19 protein-coding genes and 1 tRNA gene are annotated in these 18,887 nt (G+C 59.4%); 11 read left to right on the plus strand and 9 right to left on the minus strand.

Features of this window, described 5'->3' with window-relative positions; genetic code table 11:
• Positions 1 to 14: 14 nt before the first annotated feature.
• Positions 15 to 1,208, minus strand: coding sequence for a DUF932 domain-containing protein (locus Q1A63_RS13250; RefSeq protein ID WP_299632014.1), 1,194 nt, complete (start codon positions 1,206 to 1,208; stop codon positions 15 to 17).
• A 416-nt stretch (positions 1,209 to 1,624) separates the two neighbouring features.
• On the opposite strand from Q1A63_RS13250, the gene Q1A63_RS13255 reads away from it, so the two are divergent.
• Both Q1A63_RS13255 and Q1A63_RS13260 read left to right on the plus strand, forming a co-directional pair.
• A complete protein-coding gene (locus tag Q1A63_RS13255; protein WP_299632016.1) occupies positions 1,625 to 1,810 on the plus strand; it encodes a hypothetical protein in 186 nt (61 codons plus the stop codon).
• Positions 1,788 to 2,783: a tyrosine-type recombinase/integrase gene (locus tag Q1A63_RS13260; protein WP_299632018.1), complete on the plus strand. Its 996-nt coding sequence runs from the start codon at positions 1,788 to 1,790 to the stop codon at positions 2,781 to 2,783. Before Q1A63_RS13255 ends, Q1A63_RS13260 begins: the two co-directional genes overlap by 23 nt.
• Before the next feature lie 114 nt (positions 2,784 to 2,897).
• Here Q1A63_RS13260 and Q1A63_RS13265 read toward each other — a convergent pair.
• Positions 2,898 to 2,971, minus strand: a tRNA-Cys gene (locus Q1A63_RS13265).
• Positions 2,972 to 3,117: 146 nt separating this feature from the next.
• Between Q1A63_RS13265 and Q1A63_RS13270 the strand changes: the two genes are divergently transcribed.
• The 3 genes from Q1A63_RS13270 to Q1A63_RS13280 all read left to right on the plus strand — a co-directional run bounded on the left by Q1A63_RS13270 (position 3,118) and on the right by Q1A63_RS13280 (position 6,116).
• Positions 3,118 to 3,771, plus strand: a complete 654-nt coding sequence (locus Q1A63_RS13270; protein WP_298972341.1) for an rRNA adenine N-6-methyltransferase family protein — start codon at positions 3,118 to 3,120, stop codon at positions 3,769 to 3,771.
• A gap of 49 nt (positions 3,772 to 3,820) precedes the next feature.
• A complete protein-coding gene (locus tag Q1A63_RS13275; RefSeq protein WP_298972345.1) occupies positions 3,821 to 5,263 on the plus strand; it encodes a TolC family outer membrane protein in 1,443 nt (480 codons plus the stop codon).
• 70 nt (positions 5,264 to 5,333) lie between these two features.
• Positions 5,334 to 6,116, plus strand: coding sequence for a hypothetical protein (locus Q1A63_RS13280; protein ID WP_298972349.1), 783 nt, complete (start codon positions 5,334 to 5,336; stop codon positions 6,114 to 6,116).
• Between the two features lie 25 nt (positions 6,117 to 6,141).
• Here the strand turns inward: Q1A63_RS13280 and Q1A63_RS13285 are convergent, their stop codons facing one another.
• Positions 6,142 to 7,605 carry a cobyric acid synthase gene (locus Q1A63_RS13285; RefSeq protein ID WP_299632021.1) on the minus strand — a complete coding sequence of 488 codons (1,464 nt, stop codon included), beginning with the start codon at positions 7,603 to 7,605 and terminating at the stop codon, positions 6,142 to 6,144.
• A 64-nt stretch (positions 7,606 to 7,669) separates the two neighbouring features.
• Here Q1A63_RS13285 and Q1A63_RS13290 point away from each other — a divergent pair, with 64 nt between their 5' ends.
• Complete coding sequence (locus Q1A63_RS13290; RefSeq protein WP_298972354.1) at positions 7,670 to 8,248, plus strand: cobalamin biosynthesis protein CobQ; 579 nt, start codon at positions 7,670 to 7,672, stop codon at positions 8,246 to 8,248.
• Positions 8,249 to 8,305: 57 nt separating this feature from the next.
• Here Q1A63_RS13290 and Q1A63_RS13295 read toward each other — a convergent pair whose 3' ends face one another.
• Entirely contained in the window at positions 8,306 to 8,626 is a 321-nt protein-coding gene (locus Q1A63_RS13295; protein WP_114885126.1) for a DUF6280 family protein, read from the minus strand.
• A 221-nt stretch (positions 8,627 to 8,847) separates the two neighbouring features.
• Here Q1A63_RS13295 and efp point away from each other — a divergent pair, with 221 nt between their 5' ends.
• Positions 8,848 to 9,411, plus strand: coding sequence for an elongation factor P (gene efp / locus Q1A63_RS13300; protein ID WP_298972361.1), 564 nt, complete (start codon positions 8,848 to 8,850; stop codon positions 9,409 to 9,411).
• A 53-nt stretch (positions 9,412 to 9,464) separates the two neighbouring features.
• On the opposite strand, the gene Q1A63_RS13305 is transcribed toward efp, so the two are convergent.
• On the minus strand, positions 9,465 to 10,205 hold the full coding sequence (locus Q1A63_RS13305; protein WP_298972364.1) for a folate-binding protein: 741 nt from the start codon (positions 10,203 to 10,205) through the stop codon (positions 9,465 to 9,467).
• Positions 10,206 to 10,273: 68 nt separating this feature from the next.
• On the opposite strand from Q1A63_RS13305, the gene Q1A63_RS13310 reads away from it, so the two are divergent.
• Together Q1A63_RS13310 and Q1A63_RS13315 are read left to right on the plus strand one after the other, a co-directional pair.
• Entirely contained in the window at positions 10,274 to 10,948 is a 675-nt protein-coding gene (locus Q1A63_RS13310; RefSeq protein WP_299632022.1) for a glycosyltransferase, read from the plus strand.
• A gap of 130 nt (positions 10,949 to 11,078) precedes the next feature.
• The gene (locus Q1A63_RS13315; RefSeq protein ID WP_298972366.1) at positions 11,079 to 12,287 is read left to right on the plus strand and encodes an aminotransferase class V-fold PLP-dependent enzyme; all 1,209 of its coding nucleotides are present in this window, start codon (positions 11,079 to 11,081) and stop codon (positions 12,285 to 12,287) included.
• On the opposite strand, the gene Q1A63_RS13320 is transcribed toward Q1A63_RS13315, so the two are convergent.
• Positions 12,284 to 12,499, minus strand: a complete 216-nt coding sequence (locus Q1A63_RS13320; RefSeq protein WP_298972368.1) for a hypothetical protein — start codon at positions 12,497 to 12,499, stop codon at positions 12,284 to 12,286. The two genes, Q1A63_RS13315 and Q1A63_RS13320, sit on opposite strands and share 4 nt — an antisense overlap.
• Before the next feature lie 56 nt (positions 12,500 to 12,555).
• Complete coding sequence (locus tag Q1A63_RS13325; protein WP_298972369.1) at positions 12,556 to 13,659, minus strand: pyridoxal phosphate-dependent aminotransferase; 1,104 nt, start codon at positions 13,657 to 13,659, stop codon at positions 12,556 to 12,558.
• Positions 13,660 to 13,770: 111 nt separating this feature from the next.
• Between Q1A63_RS13325 and Q1A63_RS13330 the strand changes: the two genes are divergently transcribed.
• Positions 13,771 to 14,559, plus strand: a complete 789-nt coding sequence (locus Q1A63_RS13330) for a crotonase/enoyl-CoA hydratase family protein (RefSeq protein ID WP_298972371.1) — start codon at positions 13,771 to 13,773, stop codon at positions 14,557 to 14,559.
• Positions 14,560 to 14,575: 16 nt separating this feature from the next.
• Here Q1A63_RS13330 and Q1A63_RS13335 read toward each other — a convergent pair whose 3' ends face one another.
• Positions 14,576 to 14,905, minus strand: a complete 330-nt coding sequence (locus Q1A63_RS13335) for a DUF1992 domain-containing protein (protein ID WP_298972373.1) — start codon at positions 14,903 to 14,905, stop codon at positions 14,576 to 14,578.
• 9 nt (positions 14,906 to 14,914) lie between these two features.
• Positions 14,915 to 18,055, minus strand: a complete 3,141-nt coding sequence (locus tag Q1A63_RS13340; RefSeq protein ID WP_299632023.1) for a valine--tRNA ligase — start codon at positions 18,053 to 18,055, stop codon at positions 14,915 to 14,917.
• A 212-nt stretch (positions 18,056 to 18,267) separates the two neighbouring features.
• On the opposite strand from Q1A63_RS13340, the gene Q1A63_RS13345 reads away from it, so the two are divergent.
• Positions 18,268 to 18,885 carry a VPLPA-CTERM sorting domain-containing protein gene (locus Q1A63_RS13345; protein WP_298972376.1) on the plus strand — a complete coding sequence of 206 codons (618 nt, stop codon included), beginning with the start codon at positions 18,268 to 18,270 and terminating at the stop codon, positions 18,883 to 18,885.
• Positions 18,886 to 18,887 lie beyond the last annotated feature (2 nt).

Consider the following 18,887-nt stretch of genomic DNA (forward strand, 5'->3'; position numbering starts at 1 on the left):
GGGAGATCAGGCGATCATGCCGCCTGTTCGAGAAGCTTCTTAGCGCGGGTCTCCATGGTGAGCCGGGCATCCTGCTGCGGCTTGCCCCGCGCGACGGCGGCAATGCCCTGGACGAAATCGAAGATGCTTTCGGGCGGGCGGCCTTCTTCGGCGAGAACGGTCTCGACGATCTTGCCGGTCTCTGCCTTCGAGAACCCGCGCTTGCGCAGGAAATCGGTGCGGTCCTCGTCGTTGCACGCAACGATCCTCTCGCGCGCCGCGCGAATGCCCTGGACGAAAGGTTGCGGTGAGGAGTCCGCGAAGTCTGCCAGTGCCGGGGCCGCCTCATGCGCGAAGCGATTGGCGGCATATTTGGAGTGCCGGATGCTGATTTCCTGGAAGTCCTCGACGCCCCAGAGATTGCGGTTATGGCAGACGGCGCGGAGATAGAAGCTCGCGATGCCGAGCGTCTTCGCGCCGACCTCTGAGTTCCAGCAATAGAAGCCCCGGAAGAAGAGATCGGGCGAGCCGTCGGGGAGCGTGCCCGCCTCGATAGGATTTATATCGTCGACCAGGAAGAGGAAGACGTCGCGGTCGGAGGCGTAGAGCGTGGTCGTGTCCTTGGTGACATCGACCATCGGGTTGTAGACGCCCGTCGACCAGTCGAGCACCCCCGGCACCTTCCAGCGTGTGTCGCCGACGCCGTCGCCGGCGATGCGCTGCACGGCGGAGACGAGTTCGTGATCGTAAATGCGGCCATAGTCCGGGCCAGTAACGGCGCGGAGCTCTGTCCGACCGTTGGCGACCTCCATCGTCTTCACCTGCTCGGCGCGGTGGTTGGTCAACCCGTATTGCAGGTTGATGCCGGCGAGCGGCGCCGGAAGCTGACGCAGATAGGCCGCGGGCGCGCTGACCAGGCTCGCGAGCTGGCCGAAGCTCCAATGAGTGGGCGCGACCAGCGCCTCGGCGTCCGGCAGGACGAGCGCCAGCTTCTCTGGATCGTCGCGATGAGCCTCGACGCGGATCGCCGCGCTCTCCACCGTCCGCGTCCGGCTCCGCTCCGCGCGGCCCTTCACCGAGGTGTAGAGGTCCGAGAGGGAGAGATACTTCTCGTCATCGGGCCGCGAAAACCATTCGGACGACACCCGCCCGTTATGCCCGCCGCGGGACACATCCACCTTGTAGCCGCCGCTCTCGGGGCGGCCGTTCGTGATCTCGATTGCAGTCATGGCTGTTCTCCAGGACGGGCGGCCTGAGAGCCTCTCTCTCGACCTCCAAACCCGCCACGGCGACAGCCGCAGACCTTTTGCTCTCGGAAAGAAAGGAGCACTACGGCACGGTTCTTTGCGCTACGACGACTATTTTGATCTCGACGGCACCCAAGCAGGTGCGCAGTCTAAGGTCATCAGATACGAAAAGATCAGTTCGCGAATGCTTGAACGATAGAGGGATCAGTTAGCAGCTTCGTTGAATTCCCGGCTTTGATTGGCGCAAAGCAATTGATCTTGGTGAGTTTCTGGACCCGATACGAGAGATAGGTAATGATGGGTTATAGACTGCAGGAACAGGTTGGGTTTTCGGCTGCTGGCTACATCGCTTTGTTCGTAAGTCAAGCGGTTAGGTACGCGCCGAAAGGGTTCGCCCCATGCCAACAATAACAGTTGAAAAGAAAGCCTTGTCCTTCCTCAAAGCTCTTGAGGCCGAGGGCCATATCGTCAAGCGGGTCGTGGTCGAAGGCAAGAGGATCGAATTGGAATTGGAGACGACCACGGCCGGGTCGTGTGATTTCGACAAGGTAGACATGCGATATGACAAAGCGGGAGTTTCCTAGGCACATTTACCGGCAACGGAACGGGCTCTATTTCCAGAGGCGTGGCTGGCCCTCGCGCAAAATCGAGAACGAGTTCGACACGCCAGACTTTTGGGCTGAATATGCAGCCATTTTGAAAGGGGAGCAGAAGGCGAAAGTGCTGCGTCGCAGTTTTTCAGCCCTTATCCGAAGCTACCAGAAGTCTCCGCGGTACAAGAACCTGAAGCCTCGGACGGCTCTGGACTACGACAAATATACAGCTTTCATTGGGGAACGATTCGGGCCGCTGAACCCGACCCATCTTCAGCGCAAGGATGTCATCCGGTTAAGGGACCAAAACGCCGGAAAGCCATACTTCGCGAACTATGCGGTCAAGGTTATCCGCATCCTGATGGAGCACTGCATAGACCTTGGCTGGCGGGCGGACAACCCCGCCCAGGGCGTGTCGCTGCTGAAGGTCCAATCCGATCCGCGCCTTCCCTGGCCACGAGCTCTCATAAAGGCTTTCCGCAAGACCGCGCCATTTGGTACCCGAGAGCGCCTTTTGATGGAGTTGTGTCTCGGAACCGGTCAACGCATCGGGGATGTGCTAGAAATGCGATGGACTGACATCGAGGACGGCGGGATCTCAGTCAAGCAAAGCAAAACAGGCAAGCACCTGTGGGTACCCATCGTTCCGGCTTTGCAGAAAGCCTTGGACTCCGCACCCCGCCGGGGGATCTACATTCTCACGAACCATCGCGCGACCAACCGTTGGTCTTACCGTGGCGCATCACAGGCCATTCGGAACATTCGCGAGAAGATCGGGGCGCAGGGCTACGACATTCACAGTTGGCGATACAACGCGGCCTGCGAGTTGCTCGAAGCGGGCTGCAGCGACGATTTGATTGCCGCCGTTACAGGTCAGAGCCCTCAAATGGTCATGCATTACACGCAGCAGATACGGCAGCGGGTTCGTGCGATAGAGGCCCAAAGACGCCGGAAAAAGACATGACATCCGAGCGACGTTGGACCGCAAATAGAACAGAACAAAAACAGAATGTTTAGACTTTTGTTTAGACGCGATTTCAAACCGAAGCGAAAAAACCGCTAAGTACTTGAATTTAAATGGAGGCGAGTACCGGAATCGAACCGGTGTACACGGATTTGCAATCCGCTGCGTCACCACTCCGCCAACTCGCCTCGGATGGTGTGCCGAAACTGCTATCCGATTAGGCTGGGTGCTGCAAGTGCCACAGATTGGCAAAATGCCACGTATCGGCGTTGCCGCAGGTCCGTGAATGTGGCACATCTAAAAAGAAGACAACTGAACGGATGAGTTTAGCCGCATGATCGATTTTGCCACACGCCGCACGATGATGGTTGATACGCAGGTCAGACCGTCTGACGTGACCAAGTTTCCCATTATCGATGCAATGCTGACTGTGCAGCGAGAGAATTTTGTACCAGCCGCGCAGCGTGAAGCCGCCTATATGGGTGAAAACCTCAATCTGGGGGATGGCCGCGTGGTGCTGGAACCGCGTACTCTGGCAAAAATGCTCGATGCGCTCGATATTTCGAATGATGAGCTGGTGATCGATGTCGGCTCTGCAATGGGGTATTCCTCTGCGGTCATTGCGCATATGGCGGAAGCGGTTGTGGCTGTCGAAGAAGATAGCAGCATGGCGGCAGAAGCGCAGGAGGCTTTGGCGGAAGCAGGCATCGACAATGTGATCCAGCATGTCGCCCCGCTGCACGAAGGGGCCAGCCAGCATGGGCCTTATGATGTCATGATCGTGCAGGGCGGCGTGCAGCAACTGCCCGCAAGCCTTCAGGATCAGATCAAGGATGGCGGCCGGGTCGCCTGTCTCTTCATGGAGGGTGCGTTGGGTGAGGTGCGCATCGGCTACAAGCGCGGCGACAGCATCTCCTGGCGCATGGCCTTCAACGCAGGCGCGCCAGTGCTCCATGGATTTGCAAAAGCAGCGGTTTTTGAGTTTTAAAAATAGACAGAACCCATATTCGGGTCAGAGCAGAAAGAGGCATACCAGAATGATCCAATTGAGAAAAGAGGGTGGTTTCAAAGCGCTATGTCGCGGTGCCTTGATCTCGGCGGGTGTGATCGTGGGTATCATGGGGCAGAGTGCGCAGGCTGAAACGCTCGCTGATGCCCTGGTTGGCGCTTATGAAACAAGCGGGTTACTGGATCAGAACCGCGCGCTTCTGCGTGCTGCAGATGAAGATGTTGCCACAGCGATTGCCGCGCTGCGCCCGATCCTGACCTACAGTGCCAGTCTTGAACGCGATTTCGGCGACCGACAGACGCGGCAACTGAGTGGATTGCGGACCACCACGAGCCTGGAAAGCACAACCGCGGCGATCGGGATTTCAGCGTCACTGCTGCTCTACGACAGCGGTGCGACGAAACTTGGCGCTGAGGCTGCAAAGGAAACCGTGCTGGCCACACGCCAACAGCTGATCAGCATTGAGCAGACCGTGCTGCTGCGGGCGGTTCAAGCCTATCTCAACGTGGTGGCGTTCAGAGAATTTGTAGAATTGCGGCAAAACAACCTGCGCTTGCTGACCCAGGAATTGCGTGCCGCACAGGACCGTTTCGAAGTGGGTGAAGTCACCCGCACAGATGTGGCCCAGGCGGAATCAAGCCTTGCCGAAGCACGCAGCGGATTGGCAACGGCACAAGGCGATCTGGTCGAAGCCGTTGAAGAATATCGCAGCGTGGTCGGGCGCACACCGGGCCAATTATCGCCGCCGCCCTCCTTGCCGCAACTGGACAGTAATGTCGAAAATGCACGCGCGCTGGCTGTACAAAACCACCCTGATTTGCGCAACGCACAGCATCTGGTTGCGGTGGCAGAGCTGAATATCATGCGGGCCAAGGCCGCACTTAGCCCCACGCTGTCTGCGACAGGGTCGCTCGATGCGAGCGAAGATCTGGGAACGATCAATGACACCCGATCGGGCACCGTTGGTATTACGCTGAGTGGCCCGATTTACCGAGGCGGCGCTTTGTCCGCAGCCATCCGCTCCGCCATGGCGTCGCGTGACGCACAACGTGGCAATCTGTTGGACGTGCGCAAGACCGTTTCGCAGAACGTGGGATCGGCCTATGCCGCCCTGTCGGCGCAACGCGCCAGCCTGCAAGCGAGCGAAGAGCGTATTCGGGCCGCCCGGATCGCTTTTGAGGGGGTGCGCGAAGAGGCGACCCTGGGTGCACGGACCACATTGGATGTGCTTGATGCAGAGCAGGAATTGCTGGATGCGGAAACCTCGCGCATCTCTGCCCAAGCCAGCCTTTACGTCGCGGCTTATGCGGTTTTGCAATCCACCGGGCGGCTGACAGCCAAGGATTTGTCGCTGAATGTGCAGCTTTATGACCCCAGTGCCTATTACGATTTGGTCAAGGACGCTCCCGTGCCATCCTCGGCCCAGGGGCAGAAGCTGGATCGGGTTTTGAGAGCGCTGCAAAAAAACTGACATCTTTCACGACCCATTGTGAAAATTTCACCGGACGGGTAAGATTGTTGCGGGTAAGAGTGGTGTGAAGATGTCAAAACCGGTTTCAAATTCTGATGTAGAAGACGTCCTGTCGTCCATCCGGCGATTGGTGAGCGATAACAAGGCACAAGCTGGTACGGATGCGGGTTTGGACCGAACGGATCGGCTTGTTTTGTCGCCGCAGCATCGCGTTGAGGACCTTGGTGTTTTGCGGTTGCGCCCTGAGGATGCGGTGGACGCAAAGCAGGGCCTGCAAGACGATTCTACTCCTGAAACACCGCCGGTAGACGACGCCACAGCTGAGGATGAAACGACCCCTCCGCAGGATACTGAAGCGGCAGAAGATGCAACGACTAAAGATCCCTTTGTGTCTCTGAATGATGAAGCTTTCGAAGCGCCGGAAGGCGATGAGGCACCACATGATGCAGCGCAGGTGTTCGGCGTGAACGAGTTGACAGCCAAGATCGCTGCGCTGGAAACAGCTATTGCCAAGACCTCGGACCAATGGGAGCCCGATGGGGCGGGCCGTGACGCCTATGCGGGCACGCAATCCAAGACCATGACCTGGCAGGATAGCGTTGACTTGGATGCCAAAGGCACGCCGCTGCCGCCGGAGACCGGCGAGAGTGACAAAACCGCCGATGCAGCAAAGCCTCTGTCTGACGTGCCGGTCGAGGAACAACTGCTGGACGAAGATGCGCTGCGGGACCTTGTGGCCGAGATCGTGCGTTCTGAGCTTCAGGGCGCCTTGGGGGAGCGGATCACCCGCAATGTGCGCAAGTTGGTGCGCCGAGAAATCCACCGCGCGCTAGCGGCGCAGGATCTACAATAGTCGCCCGCTTAGACCCAATTTGGGGTCAGAAACGGGGCGTTTCGGCCAGATCTAAAAGCAGATCAAGATCGAGATGCGTTTCAAGATGGTCCGCCAAGCTGTCGAGGGTGTCTTCGACCGTCTGGTCATAGGCCACTTGTGCCGCCTGATCATAGTGCGCCAGCCAGGCCGCGCGGAAAGCGTCCGAGCTGAACAGCCCGTGCAAATAGCATCCCTGAACCAGACCGTTGGGTGAAACCGCCCCTTGCGGACCATTGTTCAGATCCAGCCAGGCGTGATCACAATCCGGCCCTGTGGTGTGACCCATGTGAATTTCATATCCTGACAAAGGCGCACCGCTGGCAAGATGTGTCCCTTGGCTGAGGCTGAGCGTCTTGCGGGGTTGCAGAACGGTATCGACATCCAGATGCCCCAAGCCCTGCGCTAGACCCGGCGTTCCCTCCAACCCATCGGGGTCCGAGATGGTATTCCCCAATATCTGATACCCGCCGCAAAGCCCCAGCACATGGCCGCCGCGCCTGATGTGCGCGGCGATATCGACGTCCCACCCTTCATGGCGCAGCGCTGCGAGGTCGGCCAGCGTCGCCTTGCTCCCGATCAACAGGACAATATCGGCATCGGCGGGCAGGGGGGTGCCCGCAGGTATGATTGTCAGGTCCACATTCGGTTCTGCCGCCAGCGGGTCCAGATCATCGAAATTGGAAATGCGCGGCAGGTGCGGCACCACGATCCTGAGACCATCACCCTTTGCCCGGGCGCGCGCAGGCAGATCGGCGACGTCTTCGGCGGGCAGTTTATGGGCCTGTGCAAACCATGGGATCACGCCGAGGCAAGGCCAACCGGTGCGCCTGCAGGTATCGTCACGCCCCTCATCAAAAAGGCGCACGTCGCCTCTGAATTTGTTGATTGCAAAGGCTTTTATCAAAACCTTGTCAGCATCGTCCAACACGGCTTGGGTTCCCACGATCTGTGCAATCACGCCGCCACGGTCGATGTCCCCCATCAGGACAACCGGGACATCTGTGGCCCGCGCAAAGCCCATATTGGCAATATCACGGGCGCGCAGGTTCGTCTCCGCCGGGCTGCCCGCGCCCTCAATTAGCACCAGGTGACAGCCTTCAGCGAGCCGCGCAAAGCTCTCGAGCACGAAGGGCATCAGCTTGTCCTTGGCGGCGCCAAAATCGCGCGCCTCCTGTTCGCCAAAGACCTGACCCTGCACGATGATCTGCGCGCCTGTGTTGGTCTGCGGTTTGAGCAGGACCGGGTTCATGTCGGTATGAGGTGCCACACCTGCCGCGCGGGCTTGCAGGGCCTGCGCCCGCCCAATCTCACCGCCATCGACGGTCACGGCGGCGTTGTTGGACATGTTTTGCGGCTTGAACGGACGCACCGTCAGGCCGCGCCGCGTATAGGCCCGCGCGAGGCCAGCCACGATCATGGATTTGCCGACATTACTGCCCGTGCCCTGGATCATAATTGCGCGTGTCATGGGCTCAGCCTCTTTCCGTTTGTCGCAACGTGACGCATGATTGCGCGGAGGAAAAGGAGCAAAGATGAATACGCCTGCGCATTTGTTGATCGGTGCAGCGCTCTTCGGGCGAAACGGGCAAAAGAGCGTTGTCTGGGCCGCGTTTGCGGGGGCGCTCTTGCCCGATCTGTCACTTTATCTGCTGGCGGGGACAGCGCTCTATGTGGTCGGAATCCCGCCGTATATCGTCTTCAATGAGCTGTATTTCTCCGATACCTGGCAAACAATCTTTGCGATCGACAATTCATTTGTCATCTGGGGCCTGCTTTTTGGGATCGCCTGTTGGCGCCGAACGCCCTGGGCCATTGCGCTCACAGGTGCCGCTCTGTTGCATCTGTGTTTCGACTTTCCACTGCACCACGATGATGGGCGTGCCCACTTCTGGCCGTTCACCAATTGGGTGTTCGAAAGCCCGGTCAGCTACTGGGACCGCGATCATGGCGCGATGTGGTTTGCCCCTCTGGGAGCTTTTTGCGCCTGTGTCGCGGCCATCTCAATGTGGCGGCGCAGGCTCGGCTGGGCAATGACCGGCATCGTCGCGATCTTGCTGGGTGCAGAGCTTTGGGTGGTCAGCCAGTGGATGTTCTTTTTCACGGACAGCTGAAAACACAAAAGCGCGCCCAGCTTCGGGCGCACTTTTGTGATAGGTTTCAGGAGTTTATTAAGCCGCTTCGGCTTGCTGCGCCGCGTTGCGCCGCTCGGATTCTTCGCGCGACAGTGCAACAGAGGTCCGTACCCCTTTGCCCACGAAGTCCATCAAACCAGACACAACCCGCTCATTGGGGTCAATGCCTGCACAGCTCAACACTTCACGCCCGTCGCGCGAACGCGCCCAGCGTGCTATTTGTTCTGGACCATTGCCATATTTCTTGTCGTCCGCGATGGCGTCGTCCAATGCAGCCAGTACCACGGCTGCAAAAAGTTTACGTGCACGATTGCCTTGCTCGTTATTGAAGGCTGTGCCGTCAACGAAATCTTTCATCTCGTCGTCCTTTCCATTATTCTTGCTCTTGTCTTTCCGGCGTGACGCTCCTTATGGCGCGTTTCATGCGATTCGGATACCCCGTAATTGCATGGCATGTATGCATTTGGCGCATAGCATTCTGCAGCTGCAGCACGATATATCGTTGTCTTGTCACCACCCATCCTCCCAGATATAGGGTGCGTCAACATTTCATCAACCTTTTGCCATGGTCTGGTCATATGCCTAAAATTAACGGAAACGAGATCCGCCCCGGGAATGTACTGGAGCATAATGGTGGCCTTTGGGCAGCTGTAAAAGTCGATCATGTGAAACCCGGCAAGGGCGGTGCGTTTGCTCAGGTGGAACTGCGCAACCTGCGCAATGGTTCCAAATTGAATGAACGGTTCCGCAGTGCCGATAAGGTGGAGCGGGTGCGTCTGGAGCAGAAAGACCAGCAGTTCCTTTATGAAGACGCGGGCATGCTGGTCGTCATGGATACGCAGACCTACGAACAGGTGCAGCTGCCTGCCGACCTTTTGGGAGAGCGCCGCCCGTTTTTGCAGGACGGCATGACCATCGTGGTCGAATTCTATGAAGACGAAGCGCTGAACGCGACCTTGCCGCAAAAAGTGACGTGCAAGATCGTCGAGACGGAACCTGTTGTGAAGGGTCAGACGGCGGCCAACTCTTTCAAGCCCGCGGTTCTGGAAAATGGCGTCAAAGTTATGGTGCCCCCCTTTGTCGGACAGGACGAGGATATCATCGTCAACACCGAAACGATGGAATACTCAGAACGCGCCTGAGCGCGAAAACCTGAGAGGGGGCAAGCCCCGCGGTACCAACCGGCGGGGCTTTTTCAGGCGTCGGCGCGTGTGACCGTGGCATCCCCGGCCTGCATTTCTCCCTTTGCGCGGTCAAACCGCAAATAGGCGATGCCGCTGTCTTTGGTATGGCTGAGCAGGGTGCCGGCCACCTTGCCCGCGGAGAGGATATCGCTCCCGGTTTCGGCCTCGCCGGAAATCGAGACCTTTGCCAGACCTTTGCGCAATTCGGTTTTGTGCTTCATGCGGGCGGTCACCTCCTGACCGACATAACATCCCTTGCGGAAATCGACCCCGGACAGCCGCTCAAACCCCACTTCTAGAATGAAGGTATCGGGTGTCAGCTCGACGCCCGTCTCGGGGATCAGATGCGCGACCCTGAGTGCTGTCCAATCCGTCGTGTCATCGGCCTGCGCCACTGTGCGGTAGGCCCGCCATCCCAAAGCATCATGGCGCGGATCGGCATACCCGTCTTCAGGCACGGCCCCCAACCCACGATGCAGATGCAGGTCAGCCTGCGCAATGGTCACATCGGCACGCAGTTTGTACATGTTCAGACGCTGAGTCACTGCATCGCCCAGGCTGTCATCCATATCCAGCAGGATGCCATCTGGCGCGGGCGCCAGGAAAAAGTCGGCAATGTATTTCCCCTGCGGTGTCAGAATCGCCGCGTAGACGAGGCCGTCATCGATGCGATTGATGTCATTGGTGATTAGCCCTTGCAGGAATTCGCGAACATCTGAGCCCGACAGGTGCAAAATGCGACGTTTGGTCATGGGGGGGTCCTCTTTTGGCCTTACATGACATATAGAAGTTTCGCCGCGAAGAAGAAGAGGCATAACCTATGCGTGCACCGATATCGGTGATCATTCCAACACTCAACGCCGAGGCGCATCTCGGCGACTGTCTGACCGCGCTGATGCCGGGGGTCGAAGCCGGTTTGATCCGCGAGTTGATTGTATCAGATGGTGGGTCCGACGACGCAACCGTGGCGATTGCCAAGGCCTGGGGCGCAGAGATCGTGACCGGTGCGGCGTCGCGCGGCGGGCAGTTGTCGCGCGGCTGTGCAAAGGCCAAGGGCGCGTGGCTGCTGGTATTGCATGCGGATACGGTTTTGCGCCCGGGCTGGGTTGGCCCGGCGATCCTGCATTTGGACACGCATAATGCCGGTTGGTTCCGTTTGGCCTTTGCCAAGGGCGGGTGCGCGGGCGCTCTGGTGGCGGCCTGGGCCAATCTGCGCAGTCGTTTCGGCCTGCCCTATGGGGATCAGGGGCTGTTGCTTCCGCGGGCGCTTTATGCGGATGTGGGTGGATATCCGGACCAGCCCCTGATGGAGGACGTGGCAATCGCCCGCGCGCTCAAGGGGCGTTTGGCACCCATCGATGGTGTGGCGGAGACATGTGCGGCCCGCCATCGCAGTCAGGGATGGGTGCGGCGTGGCGCACGCAACCTATGGACCCTTCTGCGTTATTTTGCCGGGGCATCCCCGCAGCACCTGGCCGAAAGCTATCGCCGCTGATCTCTCAGATCTCTTACCTTCATTTCCTCAGACGTCGGTTCCCGGCTTTCACCTCCGCGGGGTTGGAACGCTGCGATTGACCGCGCCGTAAAGCAGGCTAGTGTTGCGCCATATCAAAAGGACAGCCTCTATGCCCCATTCTCCGAAAGCGCCCGCAGGACGCAGCTACCTCGCCATTCCGGGCCCTTCGGTGATGCCGGAGTCGGTGTTGAACGCGATGCACCGTCCGGCGCCAAACATATACGACGGTGAACTGCCCGAGATGATGCCGGCGCTTGTAGCGGATTTGCGGCGCGTGGCGCGGACCGAAGGTCATGTTGCGATCTATATCGCCAACGGGCATGGCGTTTGGGAGGCTGCCCTGTCGAATGTGATTTCGCCGGGTGAAAAGGTTCTGGTGCTGGCGACAGGCTTCTTCGGGCATGGCTGGGCCGGCATGGCGGAAGGGCTGGGGGCCGAAGCTCAGGTGCTTGATTTCGGCAAGTCGGCCACCGTCGACCCGGCGCGCGTTGCAGAAACGCTGAAAGCGGATCGCGCGCATGAGATCAAGGCGGTGCTGGCGGTGCATGTCGATACCTCCAGCTCCGTGCGCAACGATATTGCGGCGGTGCGGGCGGCCATGGATGCAGCCGGTCACCCTGCTTTGCTGATGGCCGATTGCATTGCATCGCTGGGCTGCGACGTCTTTGAAATGGATGGCTGGGGCGTCGATGTGATGGTGACAGGGTCCCAAAAGGGGCTGATGGTGCCGCCCGGCATGGGGTTTGTATTTTTCAACGACAAGGCAGCGGCGGTGCGCCGGGCCATGCCACGGGTCAGCAATTACTGGGATTGGACGCCCCGGGCGGAGGCGCAGCAGTTTTCCCACTATTGGAATGGAACCGCACCGACGCACCATGTCTACGGCCTGCGCGCAGCACTCGACATGATCCATGCGGAGGGCATCGAGGCCATCTGGGCGCGCCACGCAATGCTCGCCCGTGCAATTTGGGCCGCCTGCGAAACCTGGGCGGCGGGCGGCGCATTACAGCTGAACATTCAGGATCCCGCGCACCGCAGCCATGCTGTGACCTCCTTGCATCTGCCAGCCCCGCAAGCCACGGCCCTGCGCGAATGGACAGAACGTGAGCTGGGTCTCACGCTGGGCATCGGTTTGGGCATGGTCGACGTGAATGATCCCGCCTGGCATGGTTTTTTTCGTCTGGGTCATATGGGGCATGTCAACGGCCACATGATCCTGGGGCTCCTGGGCGGGATCGAAGCAGGCTTGAAAGCTCTGGACATTCCACACGGTGCGGGGGGCTTAAGTGCCGCATCAGAGGTGATCGCGCAGGGCTAGCGGCGCGGTGGGCTTTCCCACTTTCGTGCTTCCGCCCGGCGTCTGAAATCCAGCCAGTTGAGCCAATGATTGACGGCCAGCGCGACAAAAACGGCGACGACCAACCCCCAAAGCGCAAAGAGAAACAGCAGCACCCAGGTCAGGTTGACGCCAAACATGACGATACAGGCACTTGTATAATTCGGCGCACGTCCGATTTTCCGGTTTTCCATGACACGCGTCTCGTTTGCGGATCGTTCGCGCAAGTATAAACCGGAAGTTCCCGACGTCAGCCTTTTTCTACATAACGCAGCGCTGCCGGGAGCACTTCTGCGAGAATATCGAGGTCTGCCGGAGTGCCGCAGCTGATGCGGATACATCGGTTTTGCGGCGCAACCAGCGGCATCCGGATGAAAACACCGCGATCCACCATCTCCCGTAGAACATTTTGCGCGAATTCAGCACCGTGCCTGCAGTCGATGGCGACAAAATTCGCGGCTGACTTAAGAGGCCGCAGCCCGTTTTTCAGCGCAATGCTTGTGATCCTGTTGCGCGAGGTGGTGATGCGCGCCTGCACGGAGCGTAACCAGGTCTGATCGTCCAGTGCCGCAAGTGCGCCGGCTTGTGCGGCCCGGTTCATGCCAAAGTGGTTGCGCACCTTGTTGAAGGCCGCAATCAGATCCGGGGCGCCCATGGCATAGCCGACGCGCGCGCCGGCAAGCCCGTACGCCTTTGAAAAGGTACGCAGACGGATCACGCGGGAATCGCTCATTGGCAGGGGCAAAGCGGTGCCCTCGGGCGCGCATTCGATGTAGGCCTCGTCCAGCACCAGCAAGGTGCCTTTGGGCAGCTTTTCCATCGCCGCAACGATATCGGTGCCGTCATGCGCGGTGCCCATCGGGTTGTCGGGGTTGGCCACATAGACCATCTTTGCATTCACTTCCGCGGCCTTGGCAAAAAGCGCCTCGATGTCCTCGTGATCATCGGCATAGGGCACTTTGTGCAGCACACCGCCATAGCCTGCGACGTGGTAGTTGAACGTGGGGTAGGCGCCATCGGAGGTCACCACCGCGTCTCCGGGGGCCACCATCAGACGCGCAAGATATCCGAGCAGACCGTCGATGCCTTCGCCCACAACGATCATTTCCGGCAGAATGCCGTGATAATCCGCAAGCGCTTCGCGCAGCTCATAGCTCTCGGGGTCGCCGTATTTCCACAGCTGGGTTTCCGCCATGGCGCGTGTGGCCATGGGCGAGGGGCCAAAGACGTTTTCATTGGCCCCCAATCGGGCGTCAAAGAGCTGCGCGCGCGCGCGTTCCTGGGTTTCCGGCCCTACGAAGGGTACTGTGTCGGGAAGGGAGTCGGCCAGGGGTGTCAAGCGATAGTGAGTCATGGCGTCTCATAAAACGGCTTGGCTGGTTTGGGCAAGTATCAGATTGCCCCAACGTTCTTCTGGTCAAAAACGCGCTCCTTTGGTCACATCAGACCAAAGAAGGAGAACCCGATGTCCAACGTCACCGTAGAGATTTCCGATCATATCGCCCGTGTGCAATTGAACCGACCCGACAAACGCAATGCGGTGGATCAGCAGATGTTCGATGATCTCATCGCGGCCGGGGCGCAGGTGGCCGCGTCAAAGGCACGGGTCGCCCTTCTGTCGGGTGCGGGAGAAAGCTTCTGCGCCGGGATCGACATCGGCAGTCTCGGGGCGATGATCGGGCAGGACATCGAGGCGATGATCATGGCCCGCACCCATGGTGAGGGTACGACGAACAAGTGGCAGGAAGCGGCCCTTGTTTGGCACCGTCTTGATATTCCGGTGATTGCGGCGCTGCAGGGTGCGGTTTACGGGGCTGGCCTGCAGATTGCGCTGGGCGCCGACATCCGGATTGCTGCACCGGATACCAAACTGGCGGTGATGGAGATGAAATGGGGGATCATCCCGGACATGGGTGGCATGGTCCTGTTGCCGCGATTGGTGCGCTCCGATGTGATGCGCCGACTGATCTATACCGCAACGCCGGTAGATGCCGAACAGGGGGAGCGTTGGGGGCTGGTAACGGAAATTGCCGAAGATCCGATGGCGGCGGCGGAAAAGCTGGCCGGTGAAATCGCAGGTAAAAGCCCCAAGGCCATTCGCGCGGCCAAAGCCCTGGTTGGGATCGCCGAACGGGAGCCGCCCGATGCCGTGCTTCTGGCAGAATCGCGGCTACAGGCCGAGCTATTGGGCAAGCCGGAGCAAATGGAGGTGGTCGCCGCCCAATTCGGTAAGCGTGCGCCGGTCTTTGACTAGCCGTCAGCTCGCGGGTTCAGGACATGAACTTGCGCCGCGCTTCGCGGGCAATTTCATAACGCAATTCCAGATCGGCGAGCTTGGCCATGGCCGTTTTGCGATCCGCTTCGCTCTCGCAAGCGGCATAGGTTTTGCGCGCGGCGTCCAGCTCCTTTTTGAGAGCAAACTCTTCAGGGACCACGCCAGCTTCGGCCATGATCCGCATGCCCGCAGACATCGAGGCCGCGTCGCTGGTTTCAACGGGACGGTCGGGCAGGGGCGCGCCTTCGCCTTTCAACCCGGTCAGAGCGCCTGAGGCCTGTGCCTTGGCGATCTGCCGTTCGATGAGGGAGCGAAAACTGCGCATGGCGGCATTTTACCCCAATTCGGCCAACCGTGCGAGCGCCTCTTCGAGTTTGCCGTCTTCCTCTTCGCGCAGGGCCAGGTTGGCGCGCGTTTCTTCGACCACCTCTGGCGGGGCAGAGGCTGCAAACTTGGGATTGTTGAGCCGTCCTCTGAGGCCGCCCAATTCCTTTGCAAGTTTGTCACGCGTCTTTTGCAAACGCGCTTTTTCTTCCGCCACGTCGATGACGTCCGCCAGCGGCAGGCCAAAGCTGCCGCCCGTAACCGCCAGGGTGACCGATCCCTTGGGGAAGCTCTCCACTTCGGTCATGCTTTCCACGCGTGCGAGGCGTTTGATCATGGCCTCGTTGGCGGTGAAAGCCGCGCGGGCCTGATCCTCGAAGCCGACAACAACCAGCGGCACATAGGCCCCGGCAGGGACGTGCATCTGCGCGCGCGCGGACCGGATCGCGTTGATCAGGCCAATCGTCCAGTTCAATTCGCTGTCGGCCTCGGCGTCCACCAGATCAGCCGCTGTGTAGCTTGGCCAATCCGCGTGGATCAACATGCTCGGGCGCTGCTTGAGCCCCCAGATCTCTTCGGTGATGAAGGGCATGATCGGGTGCAGCAGGATCAGGCATTGATCCAGCGCCCAGGCATAGACCGCGCGCGTTTCCTGCGCCGCCGCTGCGTCCGAACCTTCGAGCACCGGCTTGCTGAGTTCCAGATACCAGTCGCAGAAAACGCCCCAGACAAACCCGTATAGGGCGCTGGCGGCATCGTTGAACCGATAGGCCGCGAGGCTGGTGTCCACCTCTTCGCGCACCTTGGCCACTTCGCCGATGATCCACTTGTTCAGCGCCAGCGTCGCGGTGGGAGGCGCGTCGGTGTGCGGGATATCCGTGACGCCGTGACGTTCACCAAAAGAGGCGGCATTCCAGAGTTTGGTGCCGAAATTCCGATAGCCTGCAACACGTTGTGTGCTGAGTTTCAAATCGCGCCCCATGGCGGCCATCGCCGTCAGGGTGAAACGCACGGCGTCCGCGCCGTATTCATCGATCAGGTCCAGCGGGTCCAGCACGTTGCCCAGCGACTTGGACATCTTCTTGCCCTTCTCGTCGCGCACCAGCGCGTGCACATAGACCGTGTCGAAGGGTCTCGCCCCGACCACGGCGTATTGCATCATCATCATCCGCGCGACCCAGAAGAAGATGATGTCGAAGCCGGTGATCAGGATCGAGGTCGGGAAGTACTTCTGCAGCGCCTCGTTGGCCGCGTCCTGTTCCGCGTCGCCGGTCCAGCCCAGCGTGCCGATGGGCCAGAGTCCAGAGGAGAACCATGTGTCGAGGACGTCTGGGTCGCGAACTACTTCGATGAACAAAGTATCATTTTCTTCGAGTTTCCTGTCTTCACCTTCTACTCGAGCATCGACTCTGTTGATCTCAATATGCATCTTGCCCTGGTCATGCAGGCGCTTCGTCGGATCATGTTCGACCAAAGATATGCTGGCATGTGGTCCATAGAACTGCTCGATCTGCTCAATCAATTCTGTATTTGAGCTGGCGCAGAAAGTCCTACTGGCACCGGTATATGTCTCATTCGATCTCCCGTTATCTCGCATCACAGCGACCGCGTTTTCGACGCCCTCTGGGCTGATATCAGGCCCGTACCACACCGGAAGCTGATGCCCCCACCAGAGCTGGCGCGAGATGCACCAGGGCTCGATGTTTTCCAGCCAGTTGAAGTAGACCTTCTTGTCCTGCTCGGGATGGATCGCAACATCGCCGTTGCGCACCGCGTCAATCGCGGGCTGCACGATCTTCGAGGTCTCGACAAACCACTGGTCGGTCAGCATCGGTTCGATAACCACCTTGGAACGATCGCCGAAGGGCTGCATGATCTTCTTGCTCTCGACCAGCGGGACGGTCGTCTCAATCTCCTCACCGTCGTCGTTTTTGATCGTCGCAGGGGTCATCACGGCGAGACCTTCCTCGGTGATCTGGGCGACCACCCGTTTGCGCGCCTCGAAGCGGTCGAGCCCGCGCAGCGCATCAGGCACCAGATTGACCGCATCGGCCTCTGCCTCATTCAACGCACGTTCCCCTTGGGCTACGGCCATCGCAATGCCGGCCGCCTCAGCGTAGGCCGCGCCATCATCCCGCATCGCGCCTTTGGTATCCATCAAACGGTAGAGCGGGATGCCGCCGCGCTTGGCGACCGCGTAGTCGTTGAAGTCATGTGCGCCGGTGATCTTCACCGCACCAGAGCCGAAATCGGCATCCGGGTATTCATCGGTGATGATCGGGATCAGGCGACGGTGCTCCTTGGGGCCAACGGGAATTTCGCAGAGTTTCCCGATGATTGGTGCGTAGCGCTCATCTGACGGATGCACCGCAACGGCACCATCCCCCAGCATGGTTTCCGGACGTGTTGTGGCGATGGAGATATAGTCGCGCGTTTCGCGCAGCGTCTCGTTCCCGTCTTCGTCCTTCTCGATGTATTCATAGGTGGCCCCGCCCGCGAGCGGGTATTTGAAGTGCCACATGTGACCGTCGACCTCGATATTCTCGACCTCAAGGTCGGAGATCGCGGTCTCGAAATGTGGGTCCCAGTTTACCAGCCGCTTGCCGCGGTAGATGAGGCCCTTGTTGTACATATCGACAAAGACCTTGATGACCGCATCGTGGAAATTCGGGCCCTGACCCGCTTCCGGGTCACCCGGCGCGCCGCCCATGGTGAAGGCCTCGCGCGACCAGTCGCAGGAGGCACCCAGACGCTTCAACTGACCAATGATCGTGCCGCGCGAGGCGACCTTCTGCTGCCAGACCCGCTCGACGAACTTCTCCCGGCCCATGTCGCGGCGGTTGGGCTCCTGGTTCAGCATCATCTCACGTTCGGTGACCATCTGGGTGGCGATGCCCGCATGATCCGTGCCCGGTTGCCAGAGCGTGTCATACCCGCGCATGCGGTGCCAGCGGACCAGAATATCTTGCAATGTATTGTTGAAGGCATGCCCCATGTGCAGCGATCCCGTCACATTGGGCGGCGGGATCATGATGGAGAAAGTATCTTCCCGGGTGGCATTCGCACCGGCTTTGAAGGCGCCCGCCTGTTCCCAGGCGGCGTATAGGCGCGCTTCTGCCTCATTGGCATCAAACTTTTTTTCCATCGTCATGAGAGCGTCATCCATCAAATCTATGAGGTGATTGTGCTCTACCCAATGTCGGGGGCGAGTAAAAGACCGGTTTGTTGCCTATTCACTGTGCAGGTTCTAGCAAATGTTCGCTCAGAAGGAAGTTTTTCGTGTTACTCATGGGTTCTAAGAAATATGACTATCCATGAGATTCGCGTTACAGTTGTCACTTACGATGTGAAGGAAGTTGTCTAATGAAGAAGTTACTAGCGATAGGTGTGTTTGCGGTCGTTGCCGCCACGCATTCCGTTTCCGCTGCGGTCGTTGATGGTTTTGTAACCTCCGGCGCAGGGTCGTTCGAAGAGATCGTGGATACGACAGGTCTGACCGTGGGTCAGAACAACCAGCAGTCAGACAATCTCTTTGCGTTCAACGAGGCGCAGAACGTCAAGCTGACCTCGGACCTGAGCACCGATATGGGCGGCAGCATCTCCGCCGGTACCGTGGTTTCCAGCCACTATGTCTTCTTTGACCCCGTGCGTGGCTTCCAGGAAGGCTTCGTCGATTTCGACAGCCCGATCCTTGCCGTGATCACATCGCTGGGCGCGCTGACGCTGAGTGATTTTCTTGGCGACCCCGAAGTAACCTACCTCAGCCCCGCGCTGCGCGGTCTTGAGAGTGGCGACTCGGTTGGGATAGATCCGGGCATCGGGACACGTCTCCTGGTGGACTGGTTTGCTTCGTCTCCTGGTGACTACGTCCGCGTGATCACCGAGGGTGAATTGGCGGTTGTGCCGGTTCCTGCAAGCGGCCTGCTGCTGCTGGGCGGCCTTGGCATGATTGTTGTGGCACGCCGTCGCCGCAAAGCCTGACC

Origin of the sequence: uncultured Roseobacter sp. (assembly GCF_947499265.1) — a bacterium.
Taxonomy (GTDB): domain Bacteria; phylum Pseudomonadota; class Alphaproteobacteria; order Rhodobacterales; family Rhodobacteraceae; genus Roseobacter.